Source organism: Gilliamella sp. B2838 (assembly GCF_026536185.1).
GTDB lineage: Bacteria > Pseudomonadota > Gammaproteobacteria > Enterobacterales > Orbaceae > Gilliamella.
Genome location: NZ_JAFNOO010000003.1, coordinates 117,475 through 137,498 on the forward strand (window position 1 = coordinate 117,475; position 20,024 = coordinate 137,498).

General features: G+C 36.0%; 24 protein-coding genes and 1 tRNA gene. 18 read left to right on the plus strand and 7 right to left on the minus strand.

What is annotated here, in order from left to right; all coding sequences use genetic code 11:
- The 12 genes from J3U63_RS04225 to J3U63_RS04280 all read left to right on the plus strand — a co-directional run bounded on the left by J3U63_RS04225 (window position 1) and on the right by J3U63_RS04280 (window position 9,639).
- Window positions 1–504 (plus strand): phage major tail tube protein, encoded by a 504-nt coding sequence (locus J3U63_RS04225; RefSeq protein ID WP_267370576.1) that lies wholly within the window; start codon window positions 1–3, stop codon window positions 502–504.
- A 58-nt stretch (window positions 505–562) separates the two neighbouring features.
- Window positions 563–892 carry a phage tail assembly protein gene (locus J3U63_RS04230; protein ID WP_267370579.1) on the plus strand — a complete coding sequence of 110 codons (330 nt, stop codon included), beginning with the start codon at window positions 563–565 and terminating at the stop codon, window positions 890–892.
- Between the two features lie 156 nt (window positions 893–1,048).
- Window positions 1,049–3,214, plus strand: coding sequence for a hypothetical protein (locus J3U63_RS04235; protein ID WP_267370582.1), 2,166 nt, complete (start codon window positions 1,049–1,051; stop codon window positions 3,212–3,214).
- Complete coding sequence (locus tag J3U63_RS04240; protein ID WP_267370585.1) at window positions 3,214–3,420, plus strand: tail protein X; 207 nt, start codon at window positions 3,214–3,216, stop codon at window positions 3,418–3,420. Before J3U63_RS04235 ends, J3U63_RS04240 begins: the two co-directional genes overlap by 1 nt.
- A complete protein-coding gene (locus tag J3U63_RS04245) occupies window positions 3,413–4,630 on the plus strand; it encodes a phage late control D family protein (RefSeq protein WP_267370588.1) in 1,218 nt (405 codons plus the stop codon). The genes J3U63_RS04240 and J3U63_RS04245 overlap by 8 nt, the downstream gene beginning before the upstream one ends.
- Window positions 4,630–5,244, plus strand: a complete 615-nt coding sequence (locus J3U63_RS04250; protein ID WP_267370589.1) for a phage baseplate assembly protein V — start codon at window positions 4,630–4,632, stop codon at window positions 5,242–5,244. The genes J3U63_RS04245 and J3U63_RS04250 overlap by 1 nt, the downstream gene beginning before the upstream one ends.
- The gene (locus J3U63_RS04255) at window positions 5,241–5,867 is read left to right on the plus strand and encodes a phage tail protein (RefSeq protein ID WP_267370592.1); all 627 of its coding nucleotides are present in this window, start codon (window positions 5,241–5,243) and stop codon (window positions 5,865–5,867) included. The genes J3U63_RS04250 and J3U63_RS04255 overlap by 4 nt, the downstream gene beginning before the upstream one ends.
- Entirely contained in the window at window positions 5,860–6,192 is a 333-nt protein-coding gene (locus J3U63_RS04260; RefSeq protein ID WP_267370594.1) for a GPW/gp25 family protein, read from the plus strand. Before J3U63_RS04255 ends, J3U63_RS04260 begins: the two co-directional genes overlap by 8 nt.
- Entirely contained in the window at window positions 6,189–7,331 is a 1,143-nt protein-coding gene (locus J3U63_RS04265) for a baseplate assembly protein (protein WP_267370597.1), read from the plus strand. Before J3U63_RS04260 ends, J3U63_RS04265 begins: the two co-directional genes overlap by 4 nt.
- Window positions 7,332–7,345: 14 nt before the next feature.
- A complete protein-coding gene (locus tag J3U63_RS04270) occupies window positions 7,346–7,978 on the plus strand; it encodes a phage tail protein I (protein WP_267370599.1) in 633 nt (210 codons plus the stop codon).
- Complete coding sequence (locus J3U63_RS04275; RefSeq protein WP_267370601.1) at window positions 7,971–8,831, plus strand: hypothetical protein; 861 nt, start codon at window positions 7,971–7,973, stop codon at window positions 8,829–8,831. The genes J3U63_RS04270 and J3U63_RS04275 overlap by 8 nt, the downstream gene beginning before the upstream one ends.
- A gap of 271 nt (window positions 8,832–9,102) precedes the next feature.
- Window positions 9,103–9,639 (plus strand): tail fiber assembly protein, encoded by a 537-nt coding sequence (locus tag J3U63_RS04280; RefSeq protein ID WP_267370605.1) that lies wholly within the window; start codon window positions 9,103–9,105, stop codon window positions 9,637–9,639.
- Here the strand turns inward: J3U63_RS04280 and J3U63_RS04285 are convergent, their stop codons facing one another.
- The 4 genes from J3U63_RS04285 to J3U63_RS04300 all read right to left on the minus strand — a co-directional run bounded on the left by J3U63_RS04285 (window position 9,640) and on the right by J3U63_RS04300 (window position 10,959).
- Window positions 9,640–9,753, minus strand: a complete 114-nt coding sequence (locus J3U63_RS04285; protein ID WP_267370608.1) for a tail fiber assembly protein — start codon at window positions 9,751–9,753, stop codon at window positions 9,640–9,642.
- Between the two features lie 29 nt (window positions 9,754–9,782).
- The gene (locus tag J3U63_RS04290) at window positions 9,783–10,280 is read right to left on the minus strand and encodes a site-specific integrase (protein ID WP_267370611.1); all 498 of its coding nucleotides are present in this window, start codon (window positions 10,278–10,280) and stop codon (window positions 9,783–9,785) included.
- Between the two features lie 63 nt (window positions 10,281–10,343).
- Window positions 10,344–10,646 (minus strand): helix-turn-helix domain-containing protein, encoded by a 303-nt coding sequence (locus J3U63_RS04295; RefSeq protein ID WP_267370612.1) that lies wholly within the window; start codon window positions 10,644–10,646, stop codon window positions 10,344–10,346.
- Window positions 10,636–10,959: a type II toxin-antitoxin system RelE/ParE family toxin gene (locus J3U63_RS04300; RefSeq protein WP_267370613.1), complete on the minus strand. Its 324-nt coding sequence runs from the start codon at window positions 10,957–10,959 to the stop codon at window positions 10,636–10,638. The genes J3U63_RS04295 and J3U63_RS04300 overlap by 11 nt, the downstream gene beginning before the upstream one ends.
- A gap of 188 nt (window positions 10,960–11,147) precedes the next feature.
- On the opposite strand from J3U63_RS04300, the gene J3U63_RS04305 reads away from it, so the two are divergent.
- Window positions 11,148–11,360, plus strand: a complete 213-nt coding sequence (locus J3U63_RS04305; protein WP_267370615.1) for a hypothetical protein — start codon at window positions 11,148–11,150, stop codon at window positions 11,358–11,360.
- A gap of 42 nt (window positions 11,361–11,402) precedes the next feature.
- Entirely contained in the window at window positions 11,403–11,609 is a 207-nt protein-coding gene (locus J3U63_RS04310; protein WP_267370618.1) for a hypothetical protein, read from the plus strand.
- A gap of 36 nt (window positions 11,610–11,645) precedes the next feature.
- Here J3U63_RS04310 and J3U63_RS04315 read toward each other — a convergent pair whose 3' ends face one another.
- Entirely contained in the window at window positions 11,646–12,734 is a 1,089-nt protein-coding gene (locus tag J3U63_RS04315) for a tyrosine-type recombinase/integrase (protein ID WP_267370621.1), read from the minus strand.
- A 148-nt stretch (window positions 12,735–12,882) separates the two neighbouring features.
- Between J3U63_RS04315 and dusA the strand changes: the two genes are divergently transcribed.
- The 4 genes from dusA to J3U63_RS04335 all read left to right on the plus strand — a co-directional run bounded on the left by dusA (window position 12,883) and on the right by J3U63_RS04335 (window position 17,803).
- Window positions 12,883–13,845: a tRNA dihydrouridine(20/20a) synthase DusA gene (dusA, locus tag J3U63_RS04320; RefSeq protein ID WP_267370625.1), complete on the plus strand. Its 963-nt coding sequence runs from the start codon at window positions 12,883–12,885 to the stop codon at window positions 13,843–13,845.
- A 102-nt stretch (window positions 13,846–13,947) separates the two neighbouring features.
- Window positions 13,948–15,966, plus strand: a complete 2,019-nt coding sequence (gene rep, locus J3U63_RS04325; RefSeq protein ID WP_267344362.1) for a DNA helicase Rep — start codon at window positions 13,948–13,950, stop codon at window positions 15,964–15,966.
- A gap of 449 nt (window positions 15,967–16,415) precedes the next feature.
- Window positions 16,416–16,492, plus strand: a tRNA-Arg gene (locus J3U63_RS04330).
- A gap of 573 nt (window positions 16,493–17,065) precedes the next feature.
- Entirely contained in the window at window positions 17,066–17,803 is a 738-nt protein-coding gene (locus J3U63_RS04335; RefSeq protein WP_267344360.1) for a GntR family transcriptional regulator, read from the plus strand.
- A gap of 168 nt (window positions 17,804–17,971) precedes the next feature.
- Here J3U63_RS04335 and J3U63_RS04340 read toward each other — a convergent pair whose 3' ends face one another.
- Window positions 17,972–18,949 carry a PfkB family carbohydrate kinase gene (locus J3U63_RS04340; protein WP_267344358.1) on the minus strand — a complete coding sequence of 326 codons (978 nt, stop codon included), beginning with the start codon at window positions 18,947–18,949 and terminating at the stop codon, window positions 17,972–17,974.
- Window positions 18,927–19,961 carry an ADP-ribosylglycohydrolase family protein gene (locus J3U63_RS04345; RefSeq protein WP_267370627.1) on the minus strand — a complete coding sequence of 345 codons (1,035 nt, stop codon included), beginning with the start codon at window positions 19,959–19,961 and terminating at the stop codon, window positions 18,927–18,929. The genes J3U63_RS04340 and J3U63_RS04345 overlap by 23 nt, the downstream gene beginning before the upstream one ends.
- Between the last annotated feature and the right edge of the window lie 63 nt (window positions 19,962–20,024).

The following is a 20,024-nucleotide window of genomic DNA, read 5'->3' on the forward strand; positions in this document are numbered from 1 at the left end:
ATGGCAGTAGTTAATTACAAAATTTACAAAGACGGCAAAGATTTTCTCGGCACTACACAGCATGATGCTCCGGCAATTTCTGCGGTTGTTGCTGAAATGAAAGGGGCTGGTATTGGAGGTTCTGTTGAAGTTCCAGTTAAAACATTAGTTCAAGCGATGTCGATGACATTAACTTTAAATGATGTTACGCCTCAAATTTATTCAATTTTGACACAGGAGGCGCATCACATTGAGTTGTGGTCGGCAATTCAGGACACAGATCCAAAAACGGGTCAATTAGTGATTAAACAACAGAAATTGATATATCGAGCAATTCCTAAAACCAACACGGTTGGAAAGTTTGTTCCTGGTGAAACTCAGGATCGTTCTGTTGAATTTTCGGTGCTGTACTATCGAGAAATTTATGACGGTAAAGACATTATTGAAATCGACCCGCTAAATTGCATTTATCGTGTTAATGGTAAAGACGAAAATTCTGATATTCGCAAAGCGATTGGTCTTTAATTTTATTCATTTACTTCCCTTTGCCCGCTAGTCGGGCTATTTTTTTACAGGTTTAATTATGAGCAAAACAACAGAAAAAAATGCTGACGTAACACATCAATCTGATGTTGTTAATTACAAATTAAAACGGCCTAAAACAATTGATGGCGTTGAATATGAATCAATCGATTTGGATTTTTCCAGTCTCACCGGTAATGACATTGCAAATGCTGAAGTTGAAATGCTGTCCCGTGGAAATATTGTTGCTGGTCCAGCGGAATTTAACAAAACATATTTGATGCATATCTCTGCACGTGCTGCAAAGTTGCCCGTTGAAACATTAAAACAATTATCAATTAAAGACCTCTCGGTCATTACAATGATGACTCAAAATTTTTTGATGGAGTAGTTGGTAGAGTTTCTGCTGACGATATTATGACAATAGTTGTGATGTTATCACGAGCAAATAATACATCCTCTGATTTTTATTTAAAACAACCGCTGTTAATGCTGAAGAAATGGATTAACGTAACAGTTAAGGTAAACAAATTGCAGGAAACTAAAAATGGCTAAATCGTCTAACATGATGCTGTCGTGGATCATGAAAGGAAAATTAGATCAGTCGTTGATTAAAGCCGCGCGCGAAACAGCAAAACATATTGATAGCATAAAAAAATCCGCAAGTTCTCTCGGTAAACAGTTTAGCGCGTTATCTGGTCCTCTCAAAGCTGTTAAAACTGCAATGATCGGCAGCGTTGCTGGAACTATCCCCGCGTTAATGTTAATTGCTAAAAATACTGCAGCCTCGGGTGATCAGTTTGACAAAATGTCACAAAAAGCGGGGATCTCAGCAAAAACATTGAGTCAATTATCACATGCTGCAAATATGAGCGGTGTTTCAACCGAGCAATTCGGCGCAAATATTTTAAAATTGAACCAGCAAATAGCATCTGCAGCTACTGGCAACAAATCAGCACAGCTGGCGTTTAAACGGGCGGGCGTTAATATTCGTGATAGTGCGGGAAAATTAAAAACTGCAGATCAGGTCATGCTTGAAATGTCTGACACGTTTAAAAAAATGCCCGAGGGGATTTACAAATCAGATTTAGCAATGGCGGTTTTTGGTAAATCTGGCGCTGATATGATCCCGTTACTTCAAGGCGGGAGTGAATCAATAAAAGACTTGATGACTCAAGCTGATGAGCTTGGTATGACGTTTAGCAATGACGAGGCTGTTGCTGGCGCCGAATTTTGCGATAGTCTGGATTTACTAAAAAAATCAGCCAGAGGTTTGACTAACACAATCGGCAAACAGCTAATTCCGGTCATCACGCCATTAATTCAGTCATTAGCAAAATGGATCACAGCGAATCGTGAGCTAATTTCAAACAAAATAGCTGAATTTCTCGAAAAATTTAAAGCGATTTTGCCACAAATTAAAAATTTTTTAACGGGGGTTTGGAACGGTATTAATAAAACAGCTGATGCGATGGGTGGCTGGACTCCAATTCTAAAATACTCCGGCGAATTATTTCTTGGTATAAAATCTATTCAGTTTGCGAGCTGGTTAAAAACTACAGGAAAAGCAGCACTGGGGTTGAGTAAATCGTTTAAAAAAGTTATTCCTGTTCTATTTAGATTTGGGCTGGCTCTTTTCGCAAACCCCATCGGACTGGTTATTGCCGGAATCGCTGCACTAGTCGCAGCTGGATATTTTCTGTATAAAAACTGGGACAAAATTGTTGCATATATAAAAAACATGTGGAACGGTGTTAAGACATTTTTTTCCGAAAAATTTGCGAGTATTACGAAATTATTTGACGACGGTTTTATCAATGGGATTTTGAATTTATTAAAAAATTTCAATCCCGTAACGCTCGTAATGAATGCGATTGATGGGATTTTTAAATATTTTTCTGGCATTAGTCTGATTGATGCGGGTGCTAAATTCATTAAATCATTCGGCGACGGTATTGTTAATACATGGGAATCAATAAAACGCGCAGTTATTGATACATTTACTGGTTGGATGCCAGGATGGCTAAAAAGCGGATTCAAAACCGTTGGAGTTGATGTCGATGCAGTTCGTGCAAATGCGGGTGTCGATGTTGACGCTCATCATGCCAATGGTGCAATTGTTCGTCATCGTCAAATAGCTGAAATCGGCGAGGATGGTCCCGAGGCGGTTATTCCGTTAACCAAACCAGCCCGCGGAAAACAATTATTGATGCAATCAGCAAAAATAATGGGGTTAAATTTAAATCCTGTTGCTGATAATAGTGCGTATTCTACAGCTAAAAATTTAACGAGTTCACCTGTTACGCAAAAAATTAATGTTATCGCCTCTAAAACTGATTATTCGGGTGCGAGTGAGCCATTTATTGATGTTAATAATTTTATTCGTAATACAACGGAATTCATTACAAACGCACAAAAAAATGCGGGTGATTTTTTTTCAAATGCGCAGAAAAAATTATCATCACTGATAACAGAAAACCGGAATTTTAGTTTAATCGATGAACTAACAAATGGTTTAGCTCAAACAATTAATAACAACAATCAAAAAACGTCATTTAGTCCGTCATTTAATCCAACCATAACAATTAACGGCGTTTCAAATAGTGATGAAATTGAGAAAAAACTCAAAAAAATACTAGATGAACAGAAACGTAGTTTTATGAAGGAATTTGAAAACTATAACTATCAACGAAAACGCGTGGGAGTGTTTTAATGAAATGGCTATACACGACGCGTCAGGGCGACACGTGGGATATTTTAGCTCATGACATCTATGGTAGTGAGAAATTGATGCATATTTTAATTGCTGCAAATCCTGCACACGCAAACACAATAGTTTTCACAGCTGGTATTCAGTTGATTATTCCTGAAACACCTCGTGTTAACAGTAATTCAATAAGGGCTCCGTGGGATGATTGATACGAATGATGTTAAAAATTTTGTTGATAATGCATTAAATTGGTTATCCAGTGATCCTCGTAAAACACGGCTAGTGCTAACGTATAATGACACTGATATCACACACGATATATCAAATTTCATTGAATCATTTTCATTTACTGAACGTGCAAAAAATGGCGAATCTGACGATCTAAATATAACTGTTGAAAATACGACCGGAATTTGGTCGAACGGTTGGTTTCCAGAACGCGGTGCAACATTATGCGCACAAATCATCACTGAAAACTGGAATCAGCCAAATGATTATTACATGCTAAACTGTGGCTCGTTTGAAATTGATGATTTAACTGACAGCGGGCCAACATCAACATTTACAATCGGTGCGCTATCGGTTGGTATTACATCGAGCATACGTGGTGAATCACACAGCAAAGCCTGGGAAAATTTCAAATTATCTGGACTAGTTAATGAAATAGCTGAACGTCACGGATTTTCGGTTTTTTTTGATAGTGATTATGACCCGGTGATTGACAGATTTGACCAAAAAAACGAGTCTGATCTCGAATTTTTGTTGAAAGTTGCAGAATACATTGGCGTCAATATCCGATTGTCGCACGGTAAAATTATCGTGTACCAGGAACGGTTATATGATGCTAAAGAGGTGTCGTTAACATTATCAAAAAATGCGGACGGGTTTATTAGTCACTCGTTTCGTGCGTCGAGTGCTGATATTTATTCCGCATGTCAAGTTCAGTTTCTCGATAGTAAAACCGGAAAATTAGTTACATACCAATACACCCCAGACGGTCGTTCTGGGGTTATAGGTAAAGACGACTCAAAATCAAAATCTGGTGGTGAGGTCAAGATAGATCCGGAAACGCGAATGGTTATAACTACGCCTGCTAATCAATCAAAAAATGGTAGCGATAAAAATGAAATTAGTGAACCTAAAGTAGGCAAGGTTTTAAAAATTAATCGACGCTGCAGTAATCTAGCTGAAGCTGAAAATCTAGCCAAATCAAGTCTTCGCGGGAAAAATTCACGTGAAATCACCGGATCTTTAACTTATGTTGGTAATCTCTATCTGCGAGCTGGTTTGACAATCGGGATTAGTGGGTTTGGCGTATGGGATTATAGTACATGGGTTATCGAAGAGGTTTCTCACTCATGGTCTGTTTCCACCGGTTTGGAAACATCGATAGAAATAAGAGGCGTTTTGGGTTATTAATGAATACTACAGAAGAATTGAAACAGTTGATACGTTGGGGAACTATCGTTTCGGTTAACAAAAATAACACCGCGCGTGTTCAGTTTTCTGATATTGATAATATCGTCTCATATGATTTACATATTTTAGTTAGTAATGCTAATAAAAATAGATATCAAGCACCGCCAGACGTCGGCTGTAATGCTCTATGTATTATGATGCCAACCGGTCATAGTGACGGTTTTATTGTTGGTACATTTTATAATGCAAAAAATTCGGCTCCAATTGATTCATTGAATCAAATTATGCACTGGACGTTCGAGGACGGCACAGTTTTAGATTATGACAAATCAACCAGCACTTTAACAGCTGATGTTAAAGGCCCTGTCGATGTAAAAACAACATCAACAGCATTAGTTGATGCTGCAACGTCAGCGACTGTGAAATGTCCAGATATTCAATTAAAAGGAGATGTCACAATAACGGGAAATCTAACAGTTGTCGCTGGTGGTGCTGTTGTTGCTAAAATTAGTTCACAAAATATGGCGATAACCGGAAAAATTTCATCAACAAACGATATTACAACAAACGCTAATATTACCGCTCAGGGGCGGGTGTCGGGGTCAAATATATGAGTTTTGTCGGTAGTAGTTCAAGCCCAAGTATTTCTGATTTTTTAAATTTTACTCTTAGTGATTTTGGTATTTCATTTGGTATTGGCTCATTCGGTGATATTGTTTTCTCGGTTAGCGCGTCACATATTAAAACGTTTGACGAATTGTCTCGTCGTTCAGCAGCTAAATTTGCAGATCATGAGGTCGCTGGCTCAAAACCGATATCTGAATTCACGGGCGAAGAACTTGACGAGATCACATTTAATATTCAACTAAATCGGACGTACGCTAAACCGGAACGTGATTTAATGTTATTAAATAAAATTAAATCGGCTGGTACAGCAAATAGATTAATAATAGGCTCTAGAAATCTCGGAAAATTTACATTACGCGAATTTGAAGAAACGCTCACTCATGTTGGAAAAAATGGCGCGATTTTATTTGCCGATGTTGAGTTGACATTAACTGAATATATCGATTCATATTCGAATAATGCATCTACAGCACAACGTGAAGATGAAGCGAGGCGGGGGGAAACCGGAAAAGGTGGCCCACAGCGATTACCTGGTTCACCACCCGCATCCAGCGAACGTCCGATGACCCCTGCACCGACTGAAAATCATGGAGATGATAGCGATGAATAGCATTATTGTTTCTGCTGATAATAGTAGTATAAAAATCGGCGCGCGTGGTCGTGATGAAATTGTGCAAAATATTCGAATGATTTTAACAACTATGCGCGGTACGCTCTATTTAGATCGCAATTTTGGTTTAAATCCTGATTTAATTGATACACCTCAACTACAGGCAATGGTCAAATATCGGGAGGAAATCATAAATCAAATCGAGAAATATGAGCCTCGGGTAAATGTTGTCGAAATCAATTTTACTACAAATCAAAATGATGCAATGAATGGTTCGTTAACACCGATTGTCAGAATTGAAATTAAAAATGGGGTATTACTATGACGTCATACAATGAATTGATGTTATTAGATGACGTTGATTTTACTGATACTGATGCAAAAAAAATTGAGAGACAAATCATTGATGATTATCAGCGTATTGCAAAAACTGTGTTGTATCCGGGTGATCCGATTCGTCTATTTTTAACTACGTTAGCATATCGAATCTCACACGAGCGCTCGATTTATAACATAGCAGCACAACAAACATTGTTACGATATGCAAACGGTCTACATTTAGATCACATTGGTGCGATGCTAGCAACATATCGACGTCCGGAATCGTTTTCTGGATGTATTGTTGAGTTTTCAATAAACCAATCATTAGAATTTGATGTTGTTGTCCCTGCCGGTACCCGCGTTACTAGTGACGGAACTGCAATATTTGAAACGCTCGCAGAGATTAAAATACCAGCTGGTGAATTATCTGCGTCAGTTAATGTTCAATGTCTGTTAGCTGGAAAACTGTTTAACAATATTGAAATCGGTCAAATTGATAAATTTATCGACCCGATAGCATATATAACCAGTATTAAAAATATAACAAAAACTGCGGGTGGTGCAGATGTCGAACGTGATGACGCATATCGAGAACGAATCTCGTTAGCACCAGAAAAATTCTCAGTTGCTGGCCCAAAACTCGCATATCGATATCATGCGCTATCAGCTCATCAAAATATTATCGATGTTGCTGTAGAGCGTCCAAAACCGGGTATTGTTCGAGTGAGTGTTTTATTAACGGATGGAAAAATCCCTGCTGTTGATTCGACTGAAATAGCATTAGTAAAAAAAACATTGAATGACGACGAGATCCGACCGTTAACCGATACTGTTGATGTCGAACCTGCCGTTGCTGTAAATCAAAATTACTCTATTACCTGGTATTTATCAGACACAAATTTATCACAACAATCAATCATTGCTAAAAATATTGAACGAGCAGTTAAAAAATATGAATTTTGGCAGTCAACAAAAATGGGTCGAGATATAAACCCTGATGAATTGATTCATCGATGCAAATCAGCTGGAGCAAAACGAATTGAAATAACCGGAATGAATTATCGCGTATTAGCTGATAACGAGGTTTGTTCGTTTGTTGAAAATCAAAACCGTATTAATTTTGGCGGTACCGAATCTGAATAAAAAATAGGAATTATATGTCTAGCATTTCACTAAATGAAATGCGGTTTAATGACATGCTGCCGAGCAGCATTAATCATGATAAAACAATTCAAAATATCAGCCAATCTATAGACGAATCTATAAAAAAAACTGAACACGATTTTTTAAATGTTGATATCTATTCACAAATAGATACTGCAGTTGAGCCGTTGTTATCGTCGTTAGCCTGGCATTTTTCGTTAACTCATGAGTGGCTGTGGAAATTAGCAGAATCATTAACTGCAAAACGCGAGTTATTAAAAATCGCAACAAAATTGCATCAAAAAAAGGGAACACCGTGGGCTGTCCGCAACATTATCCGTGCTCTGGGGTTTGGTGAGGTTGACATTATTGAGGGTGCGGGAATTCGCTATCGTGACGGCTCTCACAATCGAAACGGGTATAAAAATCACGGTGGGTTTAGTTTGACTTGGCCGTGTTATAGCATAATTTTTCATGAGCCAATTACTAACGATTTAGCAGAATTATTAAAACGCGCCATTCCGGAATATGCACCGGAACGCTGTCAATTAGTTAAATTGGATTATCGAGCAGCGGCGATGCGACATAACGGAAAAATAGAACATAGAAATGGTATTTACAATAGAGGTGAAATAGCGAATGGCTAATGTAAAAGAGATTGACAAATGGGAACCGGGTATTTATCAGTTAGAAACGACAGACCCGGTTATGGGTGGAGAGGATGGCATTGATAACCTACAGGCAAAACAGCTAGCAAATCGAACCAGTTATTTAAAAAAACAGATTGAAAATGTTTCTACATTAATTCCAACCGTGCCAGTTCAGAGCGTGAACGGGAAAACAGGGAATATTCAGCTATCTGCAGCAGATGTCGGCACATTAACAGAACAGCAGCTCCGAGAATGTTTTTTACCGGCAAAATTAACGCCGAGTGACCAACCTATTTATGAGGTAGGTAAAAATGTATCGACAGGATATAGAGTTGGAGAGCAGTGGTTATCTGCATATAGATTTAACGAGCTGCCGTTTGGTTGCTATTTTAGAAATGGAGATAATTATCTGTTAGATTCTCCGCAGGGTCGGGTTTTAAATAATTTTTCTAATAATTACAAACACGATCACGGCATAACTATTAAAACAATAAACGGGAAACAATATATTAACGTTCCGACAGCGTTTGCGCCAGACGGGCGAGGCTATTTTGAGCGAGCAGTTGATGGAACTACTCGACAGGTAGGTAGTGTTCAGCCCGACGCAATTAGAAACATTTACGGCGAAATTATATTTCACGGTGACACTGCGGATGGCTCATATCCCGCGGTCGCCAACGGGGTGTTTTCCGGAATTCATAAAAAAAATTCATTTAGATATGGTCAGTTGAATAACGAACAAATCTCATTCGGCGGTATTGCGTTTAATGCCGAAAATTTTGTTCCAACTGGTCCAGAAAACACTGTTTTAAATATTGGTAGAACGCCAGTGATTTATCTTGGTGTTTAAACTCCGAGATAGATAACCGGTGTCCTACCTGTGTTTATCACCGTGTTTTCTGGACCGGTCGGGACTGCACGCGACGCATCAAAAACATTTATCGCCATTCCGTTTCCACGGTTTTTAGGACAGATCGTAGAATCATCTGGCCACGATTCATCGAGGCGAAATAAGTTGTTATCTGGTGTTCTGAACGCCAAAAATTTGCCCGTAATGTTTCTAATTGCGTCGGGCTGAACACTACCTACCTGTCGAGTAGGTAACAAAAATAGGAGAATTTATGATTAATTATTATTATGATAATACAAACAAATTAAAACCGTACACACACCAATTAGACGCAAACGCCGACACATTACCACCAGATAATGCTCTGCGAACGCCACCCCCTGAAAAACATGGATTTTGGCCATGCTGTAAAAATGGCGAATGGGTGTTAATTGAAAACAATCGCGGACAAACAGCGTACAATATCGAAACAAAATCATCCGTTGAAATTGATTATTTAGGACCGATTCGTGATGGATTTACGTTATTAGAGCCATTCGAATTTTGTATGTGGGACAAAAAAACAAAAAACTGGGTATTAGATGAAAGCAAAAAAAATACAGCTATAATTCAAAAAAACGAATCTATTAAAAATTTATTATTAGCAACGTCAAATGAAAAAATAGCTATTTTACAGGACATTATTGATTTAGATATGTGCGAATCAAACGAGGACGAGCAGCTAAAACAATGGAAAAAATATCGAATTTTAGTTATTCGCGTTGATACAAATCAATTAGATATTGAATGGCCAAAACAGCCCGAATAGTTATTCGGGCATTTTTGGAAACACTGCATCAACATCTGATACATCAATTCGTGCAACATTAATCGTAAATAATTCTAGTTGTTCTAGTAATTGTTTTTCATCATCTGTTGCCACGTTATATTTTATAGCGCGTTGTAATAATGTTATTTTTGCATTGTGACAACATCAGAACGCCGTTGCCCGGTCACTAGAGCTGTTAGCATTGCATCGCGCATATAGTGATATTTTTCATTTTTGTCCGCTGCATCAATTAATTTTTTGAATTCAGTTAAAACAATTCTAGAACGTTTCACTGTGACCCGAGGGCATTTGATTGGTTCAGCTGGATTTCTGTCATTCCAACCACGTGCGTACGCCTCTCTGAATACGTCTCGCAACAGGTGATACATGCATTTTGCCGATGGATTTTTGTCCTGGTCTGTATAAATTTTTATTATTCTAGCAATATCAGGTGGGATTATATCTCGTATATTTTTATTGCCGATTTGCTGCCGAATTACGACTATTAAATAATTTTTAATTTCGATTGTTTTTGGTTTTAGATTGCGTTCAGCGAGAATTTTAATATATTCGTCTAACCAGTTATTGACGGTTCTGCGTGTTGATATATTTAATTTAAATAGTGATGATAAAAACGACATTGTAACTCCGAGCTAGTAAAATTAGTTATTTTATTAGCTCATGAGTTACGGTTTTAAAATTTTTTATAATTTTTGCAAATGCGGAACAAAATCAATATCAACGTTACAAGCGTCTAAATATTTAAAAATTGTTTTAATGCTAGTGCAGTCTGGACTTTTCTCAATTCTGCTGATATTTGAGGCTGGCAAATTTAATCGTTCAGCTAGCTCGGTTTGTGATAATCCAGCAATTTCACGAGATTTAATTAACAGCTCTCGTAATTTCCATGTTTTGTCTGATTCGTTATATGCAGCTCTGGCAACAGGGTCGGCCAGCGCATGTTTTTTAATCTCACTAAATGGTGTGTTATGTTTTTTAGTCGTCATTTTCAATCATCTCCTTTAATCGGATTCTAGCTGTTTTTAGTGCGTCTGCTGGTGTTTTTTGTGTTTTTTTAACAAATGCATGTAATAAATAAATAGTTTTTGAATGTTGATACACGTAAATAGTACGAGCAATATTGTTGCGTTCGATAACTCTCAACTCGAATAATCCACCGCCCAATGATTTACTAAATGGCATTCTAAGTTGTCCCACTGTTTGCAATTTTTCAATCAGGTCGATTGTTTTACCTCGTAACACCGCTGGTAAATTTAAAATTTCCTCTTTTGCGTCATCATGCGTTCGTATTGTAAACATTTCAGTAATTCCGTGTATCATTTTTTATAATTGTATCAAATATGATATTTAAATCAACTAAAATCTATCAAAATAAATAAAAATATTAATTATAATAAAAATATCAAAAAAGGTATAAAAATAACTGGACTTCATTTTTGACGAGAGTTACTGTGTAGTCATTGAAACAAACAACACAGGTGGAGAAAATGGAACGTAGACAATTAGATAAAAAATTAGATGACATTACAAAAAAAATTGATTCTGCTTCAGATGCTATTCAATCTTTATATAACGAATTTATCAATGAAAAAGGTTTAGAAGCTCGATTAATTGAAAAAATTCTATTAGAGCGTCTTTATACATTAAGCGACACAGGTGTAAAGATTGAAGAATTAAAAATACTTAATTCAGCCGAATAAATCAGAATAAGCTAGGGCTACGGCCCTAATAAGGAAAACAATATGAAAGAATTAACTCTATTAAAGGAAATTATACGAGATGTTGAAAGTGCAAACGGACGACGAAACGGAGATCGAACAGATAATTGTTTATCATGGAAAAACTGGCAAGCAACTGATATTTTTGAAACTTACAATGTTAGTAGTAACGTAATTAAAGCAATTATTAGACGAGCAATTAAAACTGACGGTGCATCCTTGAAGTATTAGAAAAAGCGGCTTCGGTCGCTATATCAATTTCAAGCTTTACTTATCTTGACTATTTATTTTATCAAATTTATTATGCAATGAATTTGGGAATAAACTAATATAAATATTCCAAAGTGTTTGTAAATTACGATGCCCAGTAACTTGAGCAACTTCTTCTATTGAAAAGCCTTGTTCTAATAAACGGCTTGCTCCTTCTCTTCGCAAATCATGGTAACGCAAATCTTGAATACCTAGTTCATTTCTAACTCGTTGGAATCCAGCAGTAACCGAGCTTGAATTATACGGGAAAACCAGAACTTCATCTTTTGGTTGAGATTGTAATATATTCCATGAGTCACCAAGTAAAGGGACCAACATGTGATTACCTATTTTTTTTCTTGGGTCTTTTCTATTTCTAACTAAGATAGCTTTTTGCTCATAATTAATATCATCCCATCTGAGTGAACATACTTCACTAATTCGCATACAAGACAATATTGAAAAATTTAAAATATCAACAAATGGGATCTTTGAATTTTTGTGTGACTGTCGCTTTTTTAGTTTATTTATTAGTTGTTCTAGCTCATCATTGATCGGACGTCTAGTCCTACGTTGGCTTTTACCAATCAAATTCATTTGTATCAATAATGGGCGTGCATCTTTTACTACAGTATCATCGATATTAATACCATACACTGGGCGAGCAGCCTCTAGTACTGATTTAATGTAACTCACATCATGACTAACTGTTGCTGGCTGTGTTCCTGATTCTATTCGACTTCGACAATGCTCTATGATGTGATGTGTTTTAAGATCAGCTAATTTAATATTAGCTATATCGCTTTCAATTAGCATTTTAATTACGTATCTTTTAGTTCGACCTGCTTTTTCTCCTAGATTAGGATCTGAAAGATATTTCGACAATAGATTTCCAACAGTTAATTTTGTTACGTCGTTTTTTTCTGGGATCCCGAATTGTTCTATTTTAGATACCTGGTTGTTACCCCATGTTTTTGCTATTTGCTGTTTGCTGAAAGTTTTTGACTCACGATAAATAATCTTAGTTTTTTCTTTTATTACAACGGTACAGCGATATCGCGGAGTTCCATCCGCACGAACTCTTTTTTCTATGATATAATGAGCCATAATTTCAAACCTTAATTATTTTTGTCCTATCGCCGTGGGAGCCTGTATGGGATCCTGACAATGAAAAAATATAACAAAATATAATAAAATAAGCAAAAATAATATTTAATATAATCGATAAAAAACAGCCTTAAACACTGGTATATCAATGAATTCAACACTAAATAAATTTTCTATAGCTCCGATGCTTGATTGGACCGATAAGCACTGCCGTTATTTTCATCGCATATTAACTAAGCAAACATTGTTGTATACCGAAATGGTAACAACGGGCGCGATTTTATTTGGTAAGGGTGATTATTTAGATTTTAATTTAGCTGAACATCCTTTATGCCTTCAATTAGGTGGCAGTGATCCTGTTGCACTTGCAAAGTGTGCTAAATTAGCTGAGCAACGAGGCTATAACGAAATTAATCTTAATGTTGGTTGTCCTTCTGACCGTGTGCAAAATGGTATGTTTGGCGCTTGCTTGATGGGCAAGGCTGATTTAGTGGCAAGATGTGTATCGGCGATGCAAGATCAGGTTGATATTCCCGTTACGGTCAAAACAAGAATTGGTATTGATCATTTAGATAGTTATGATTTTTTACGCCAATTCATTGATACACTTTTACCTTTTACTAATACCTTTATTGTTCATGCTCGCAAAGCATGGTTATCGGGGCTTAGTCCAAAAGAAAATCGTGAAGTCCCTCCATTAGATTATGCTCGTGTTTATCAATTAAAGTGCGACTATCCACAACTAACTATTGCGCTAAATGGTGGCGTAAAAACAATTGATGAGATCAAACATCATTTACAATTTGTTGATGGAGTGATGGTTGGCCGGGAAGCTTACCAAAATCCTTTGTTACTGACTAAAATTGATGCCCAAATTTTTGGTATCGATAAACCCAGTATTGATGCTATATCAGCTATAAAAGCTTTATACCCTTATATCGAACAGCAATTGACCCAAGGCGCACAATTAAATCATATCATGCGTCACACCCTAGGTATTTTTAATGGTTGTAAAGGTGCTAAACAGTGGCGTCGTTATCTCAGTGAAAATGCTCATAAAAAAGGCGCGGGGATTGAAGTCGTTGAACAGGCGTTGGCCTTTATTCATTAATTTTTGAATAAAAAACATTAAAAAAAGCTTAATTATCGGTATTTGTATCGAGTTATAAAAACAGTATATACTAAATGCCAATTTTTCTAATGGTCAAAATCAGTGCGTTTAAATTCAAGTCAACAACAAGCGGTTGAATATGTATCCGGACCTTGCTTAGTTTTAGCTGGGGCTGGTTCTGGCAAAACTCGTGTTATTATTAATAAAATCGCGTATTTAATACGCGTTAAAGAGTATTTACCTCGTCATATTGTTGCGGTAACGTTTACCAACAAAGCTGCGCGAGAAATGAAAGAGCGGATTGCTTTGTCTTTGACTAAAAAAGAGACGCGGGGATTAAAAATTTCGACCTTTCATACTTTAGGTCTTGATATTGTGCGTCGAGAGTATCACCATCTCGGTATTAAAGCTAATTTTTCATTATTTGATGATCATGATCAAATTGCCTTACTAAAAGAACTGACTCAGCAATGGTTAGAAGGTGATAAAGATTTAATTAACCAATTGCGATCAACCATTTCGAATTGGAAAAATGATATTATTGATGCAACTGTCGCTATGGCAAGAGCTCAAACTAACAAAGAAAAGTTATTTGCCCATTGTTATCAACTTTATGAAAAACAATTAAAAGCATGTAGTATTTTGGATTTTGATGATCTTATTTTGCTTCCTACTTTATTATTAAAAAACAATCAAGAAGTGCGGGAAAAATGGCAAAATCGTGTACGCTATTTACTGGTTGATGAGTATCAAGATACTAATACTAGTCAGTATGAATTTATCAAATTATTAGTGGGTAACCGAGCTAAATTTACGGTTGTTGGGGATGATGACCAATCGATATATTCTTGGCGAGGTGCTCGTCCACAAAATTTAGTGTTACTTAAGCAAGATTTTCCTCAATTAGCCGTGATTAAGTTAGAGCAAAATTATCGCTCTTCAGGACGTATATTAAAAGTGGCTAATATTTTAATTGAAAATAATCCTCATATTTTTGAAAAAAAACTGTTTTCGGAACATGGTTACGGTGAAGTATTAAGAGTGATTTCGGCAGATAGTGAAGAGCACGAATCTGAAAAAGTGGTTAATGATTTGATTGCTCATCGCTTTGCTAATAATAGCCAATATGGTCAATATGCCATTTTATATCGAGGTAATCATCAAGCGCGTTTAATTGAAAAGATGCTAATGCAGTATCGAATACCTTATCGTATATCAGGTGGTACTTCGTTTTTTTCTCGTATTGAAATTAAAGACCTAATGGCTTATTTACGTTTACTTACTAATCCGGATGACGATAATGCTTTTATTCGCATTATCAATACACCAAAAAGAGAAATTGGTCCAGCGACGATACAAAAACTTGGGGAATGGGCAAATCATCGCGGTGTTAGTTTATTTCAAGCAAGTCATGATATGGGGCTAACAGAAGTGTTATCCGGTAAACGAATGGAGTCTTTAAAATTATTTATTCAATGGTTTGACACACTAATTCAGCAATCACATAGTGAACCTATGAATGCTATTCATGAACTCATACATGGTATTCATTATGAAAGCTGGATCTATGAAACATCAGCTTCACCAACCGCAGGGCAAATGCGGATGCGTAATGTAGAGCAGTTAGTGAGCTGGTTAAATGATATGCTGCAAGGTGATGATCTTGATGAAGGAATGACGCTTGAGCAAGCTGTAGCTAGGTTTACTTTGCGAGATATGTTAGAACGTAATGAATCGGAAGAAGAGTTAGATCAAGTTCAGTTGATGACGTTACATGCATCTAAAGGGTTAGAATTTCCCTATGTCTACCTTGTTGGTATGTCTGAAGGACTATTACCGCATCAAACCAGTATTGATGAAGACAATATTGAAGAAGAGCGCCGTTTAGCTTATGTTGGAATTACGCGTGCTCAACGAGAATTAACGTTTTCATTTAGTCGCCAACGCAAACAATTTGGGGAAACAATGTATGTTGAACCAAGTCGATTTTTATTAGAGTTACCTCAAGATGATTTAGCATGGCAAGATCAATCAACTGAATTATCTCCCGAAAAAAAAATGCAACAAGGGCAAAGTAGATTAGCTATGCTCAAAGCTCAAATTGCTAACGCCAAACAATAACCCTGAATATTATCCAAAATATAAAAGCTAATTCATTTAATGGTTTGTAAATAAACTCGTTTAATGCTTTTTGGGGTTAACTATGGTAGTCCTACATGCTAACTTTGTCTGGGGCGCTACCCACTGTAGACTAATTTACAATTTTTAATAAAACCAGTTAGTAAAACGAATAAATTATTATTATAATCTTTGAGAAAGTTATTACGGGTTATTGGGTCATTTATGTCCAATAAAATAAGAATAAGTTAGCTTGTTTTTACAATGGATATTTTTAAATTATATTTTATAATATGATTTTATTATAAACCATGAATTATGACTGATAACGTTCAAGAAATGGAAGAATTGATGATATTTTGTCAACCTAACTAGATAAAGCATTAAAAATCATTGACGGATCAAAATAGCTTTATATAATGTTCAGCGTCTTTTCTACAAAACATATCATTGTCTCCTTAGCTCAGCTGGATAGAGCAACGGCCTTCTAAGCCGTAGGTCACAGGTTCGAATCCTGTAGGGGACGCCATAAGAATTCTTGATAATAAATAGTTGTCTCGTACTAGTTTAAAAGTTGGTTTTCTGTGATCTATACTTTGAATAAAGCGTTATTGCATCTAATTAGAATCTAGGTAAATAGTTTCGTATTTTTACCATTCTAGTGCATAAAGTAAATCTTGATTTCGCAAAGTAAAAAAATATTTTTAAATTTGATGGAACAACTTAATGATATACGCCTCAAATTTTTAATATTGTTGATTTCATAAATGGTATCGATTTACAACGTGTTTTAATTGTTTTGAGTAAACTAACAAAAGCATTTAGCTATTTATAAATTCTTTATTTTTTGTTCACTCTAGTGCATTAGAATTTTGCTATATCATTATTAACTATAAATAATTTACTTGAAAATAACTTAATAAAGCATCTTAAGTTAATCATTATCATCCAAATAATGGTAAAGCTAGGTTTTATTTATTTCATAGATAGCTATTGATCCCTTGATTTTTAAACATATTTTATGTTTAGTTAATAATTATACGTGATCGTAAAGAAAACCAAATAGTCTTAATAAAAGCGTATCATTAGTAATGAGGAAATAATGAGCAATAATTTAATCTCTAACTTAAATCGACTATTAGATAAAAGTATTAAATTACCTTTATATCAACAAATTGTTGAAATAATTGTTAAGCTAATTACTTCAGGAACATTGAAGAAAGGTGATTTTTTACCGAGTGAAAGGGAGTTTACTCAACAACTCAATATTTCTAGAATTACTATACGTAAGGCTCTAGAAATATTAGAAAATAACGGATTTATTATTCGTGCACGAGGCTATGGTACCTATGTGAATGGTTCATTCGAATATTCACTCAAAAGTCTAAAAGGTTTTTCTGAACAAATTCAAATATTAGGTCAGAAACCAAACACAATTTGGGTTAATAAACAATTAAGTAACGTCAGTCCAGAAATAGCAAGGTATCTTGGTGTTGACTTAAATGAAGATGTTTTTATTCTAAAACGTATTCGTTATATTGATGACTATCCTGTATCGATTGAACAATCCTATGTTCCTAAAGCACTTATTGATAATATTGATGATGTACAAACATCTTTATATACCTTTTTCCAGACACATAACATTATTCCGATGCATGTTAAAAACTGGGTATGTGCTAGTGCACCGAATGAAGAGTTTATGCAAGTGATGTCAGTGGAAAAGTCTGAACCTGTATTGATTATCAAACAGCAGGTTTTTGATGAAAATTACATTCCTATTGAATATAGCATTTGTCACTGCCGAAGTGATTTATATGTCTTTACAACAGAAGAGTAAGCATATTGGATTGATTAGATTTAACTGTGTTTATCTTATTATCGAGTAAAAAATTAGATTATAGTCAAATTGGCGCATTAAAAAGGGGGAATAAGTCCCCCGATTGTCTTTTTGCGATTGTTATGTCTAGTAACGAATGAATAAAAAATTTGTTTAAAAACGGTTCACTTATTCTTGTTTTATATGTTTAATAAGTTGTTGCTTGGTTGGTGAACAGTCCGCACCTTTTTGACCAACAGTGTAAGATGCAACTGCATTGCCTAACGTAACTGCATCGGATAAAGACCAACCAGCTGATAAAGCAGCAAGCACTCCTCCTGCATGATTATCTCCTGCACCAATTGTATCGATTACTGTGACTGGAAATATATCCACCCACTTTTGTTCTCCTTTTTGATAAACGTAGGCACCTTCGTAATCTAATCGAATAATGATTGGTGTATGATGCTTGGTAAACCAATTATGGGCAAAGTTTTGTACAGCATCTTTAAAATTGCTAGATTTACTGTCAAGACCAAGAAATTCAGCCTCTTGTCGATTGACCGATATAATGGGTTTTAAAGCGAATAACCGATCAAAAATTTCGGAATTTAACGTTGATATTCTTGGACCAAAATCAATAAAAAGGTCAAAAGGTTGAGAAAGAGATTCTACCCAATCGAGAATTTCGGATCCTGTTTTACTCGATAATTGGTAACCACATAAATAAATTATTGCGTTTTTTTCTATATGAAGATTAGCAAGTAATTGTTTATTCCAAGTACTTTCAATACCTTCAATAGTAAAAAAAGTTCTCTCACCTGTGGGGTCAACCAGCGCCAAACACCAGCCATTATCCTCTTCAAGATGAGTAAACTCTGATACAATCTGATGATGTTGCATTAATTGGCTAATTTGTGTTGCCCAAATACCCGTTCCAATAGGTAGCGCATTGTATGATTGCATACCTAATTGTTTTAGCATTAATGCAATATTAAAGGCACATCCTCCTATATGTTTTTCTTGCTGTGATAACAAAACTTCACCACCTGAGCTGGGAATAAAAGGAGTTTGCATCACTAAGTCAATAACGGCAGCGCCAATAAGACAAATTTGCCGTTTAGTTGTTAAACACTCAATTTGCCTAATGAGCTGTTGGTTGACCATTAGCTGACTCCTTTATCCGTCTTAAACGATAAAACTCTTTGCTATAGTGTGTAAAATCTAATTGATTAGCTTCATTAAGTTGTTTTATCCATAATGGATTGATACTCTCAACTCCATTTAGTGCACCACAAATTGCGGTCGCCATTGCACCAATAGTATCTGTATCACCACCAAGGTTTGCACAAAGTATGGCTGATTGATTAGGATCGGTTTTTGCAATTTCAACTATTGCTAATGCAGCGGGAACGGCTTCAAGTGTACTGGTGCCAGCACCGACAATATTATAAATATTGGACAGCTTAGACTGAACGCCTCCTGGCTTTTCAGCCAGATTAAGTGCCAGCTCAATTCGTTTTGATATTGAAGGGCTAAACGTGGTTATTTTTCGTGTTTGAGCAATATCAGCAATCGTTGCTAAACCTAATTTAATTTGTTGCCAACTACAATGATCTATTGCTTTAGATATAGCCCATGCGATGGTGACTGCGCCAGCAATGGCTATATCTGACTTATGTGTTGGGCTTGAAGCAAGCGTAATTTGTTCGATGAAATCATCTAAATTATCTGCCGGTAACAAACAACCTAGTGGCGATACACGCATTGCCGCCCCATTTGTTGTTCCATTATTTTCTAATGAATCAATTGATTTGCCTTGCGAAATTTGATTAAGTGCAATTTTTGAAGTTGGTCCTAAGACATTTTTGTTAAAAGCATCGAAATTTTGTGCCCACTTCATTATATTATTGGCAATAGTGTTTGGCTCAATTTGGCCATTACACTCAATAATGGCATCTGCAAGCGCGAGTGCCATTGAAGTATCATCAGTAAATTCAGCTTGATTGAAATAACAGGCTGCATTATTTTCTTTCGGACCTGGTAAAAAAGTATCTATCCATCCAAAATAGGACTGTACTTTTGTTCTTGGCCACAGTTCAGATGGCATTCCCATTGCATCGCCAATGGCTTGTCCATAAAACGTACCTAATATTTTATTTTCCTTAGAGATAGACATAATATCCTCTATTTAATTCTGTAAATTACTCGCAAAGTGATTAATGACCAGCATAAATTCGAG

Bases quoted from the DNA above. Each gene is read 5' to 3' on its own strand.
- J3U63_RS04225 (WP_267370576.1), top strand. From the start codon at position 1: ATGGCAGTAGTTAATTACAAAATTTACAAAGACGGCAAAGATTTTCTC.
- J3U63_RS04230 (WP_267370579.1), top strand. From the start codon at position 563: ATGAGCAAAACAACAGAAAAAAATGCTGACGTAACACATCAATCTGAT.
- J3U63_RS04235 (WP_267370582.1), top strand. From the start codon at position 1,049: ATGGCTAAATCGTCTAACATGATGCTGTCGTGGATCATGAAAGGAAAA.
- J3U63_RS04240 (WP_267370585.1), top strand. From the start codon at position 3,214: ATGAAATGGCTATACACGACGCGTCAGGGCGACACGTGGGATATTTTA.
- J3U63_RS04245 (WP_267370588.1), top strand. From the start codon at position 3,413: ATGATTGATACGAATGATGTTAAAAATTTTGTTGATAATGCATTAAAT.
- J3U63_RS04250 (WP_267370589.1), top strand. From the start codon at position 4,630: ATGAATACTACAGAAGAATTGAAACAGTTGATACGTTGGGGAACTATC.
- J3U63_RS04255 (WP_267370592.1), top strand. From the start codon at position 5,241: ATGAGTTTTGTCGGTAGTAGTTCAAGCCCAAGTATTTCTGATTTTTTA.
- J3U63_RS04260 (WP_267370594.1), top strand. From the start codon at position 5,860: ATGAATAGCATTATTGTTTCTGCTGATAATAGTAGTATAAAAATCGGC.
- J3U63_RS04265 (WP_267370597.1), top strand. From the start codon at position 6,189: ATGACGTCATACAATGAATTGATGTTATTAGATGACGTTGATTTTACT.
- J3U63_RS04270 (WP_267370599.1), top strand. From the start codon at position 7,346: ATGTCTAGCATTTCACTAAATGAAATGCGGTTTAATGACATGCTGCCG.
- J3U63_RS04275 (WP_267370601.1), top strand. From the start codon at position 7,971: ATGGCTAATGTAAAAGAGATTGACAAATGGGAACCGGGTATTTATCAG.
- J3U63_RS04280 (WP_267370605.1), top strand. From the start codon at position 9,103: ATGATTAATTATTATTATGATAATACAAACAAATTAAAACCGTACACA.
- J3U63_RS04290 (WP_267370611.1), bottom strand. From the start codon at position 10,280: ATGTCGTTTTTATCATCACTATTTAAATTAAATATATCAACACGCAGA.
- J3U63_RS04295 (WP_267370612.1), bottom strand. From the start codon at position 10,646: ATGACGACTAAAAAACATAACACACCATTTAGTGAGATTAAAAAACAT.
- J3U63_RS04300 (WP_267370613.1), bottom strand. From the start codon at position 10,959: ATGTTTACAATACGAACGCATGATGACGCAAAAGAGGAAATTTTAAAT.
- J3U63_RS04305 (WP_267370615.1), top strand. From the start codon at position 11,148: ATGGAACGTAGACAATTAGATAAAAAATTAGATGACATTACAAAAAAA.
- J3U63_RS04310 (WP_267370618.1), top strand. From the start codon at position 11,403: ATGAAAGAATTAACTCTATTAAAGGAAATTATACGAGATGTTGAAAGT.
- J3U63_RS04315 (WP_267370621.1), bottom strand. From the start codon at position 12,734: ATGGCTCATTATATCATAGAAAAAAGAGTTCGTGCGGATGGAACTCCG.
- dusA (WP_267370625.1), top strand. From the start codon at position 12,883: ATGAATTCAACACTAAATAAATTTTCTATAGCTCCGATGCTTGATTGG.
- J3U63_RS04335 (WP_267344360.1), top strand. From the start codon at position 17,066: ATGAGCAATAATTTAATCTCTAACTTAAATCGACTATTAGATAAAAGT.
- J3U63_RS04340 (WP_267344358.1), bottom strand. From the start codon at position 18,949: ATGGTCAACCAACAGCTCATTAGGCAAATTGAGTGTTTAACAACTAAA.
- J3U63_RS04345 (WP_267370627.1), bottom strand. From the start codon at position 19,961: ATGTCTATCTCTAAGGAAAATAAAATATTAGGTACGTTTTATGGACAA.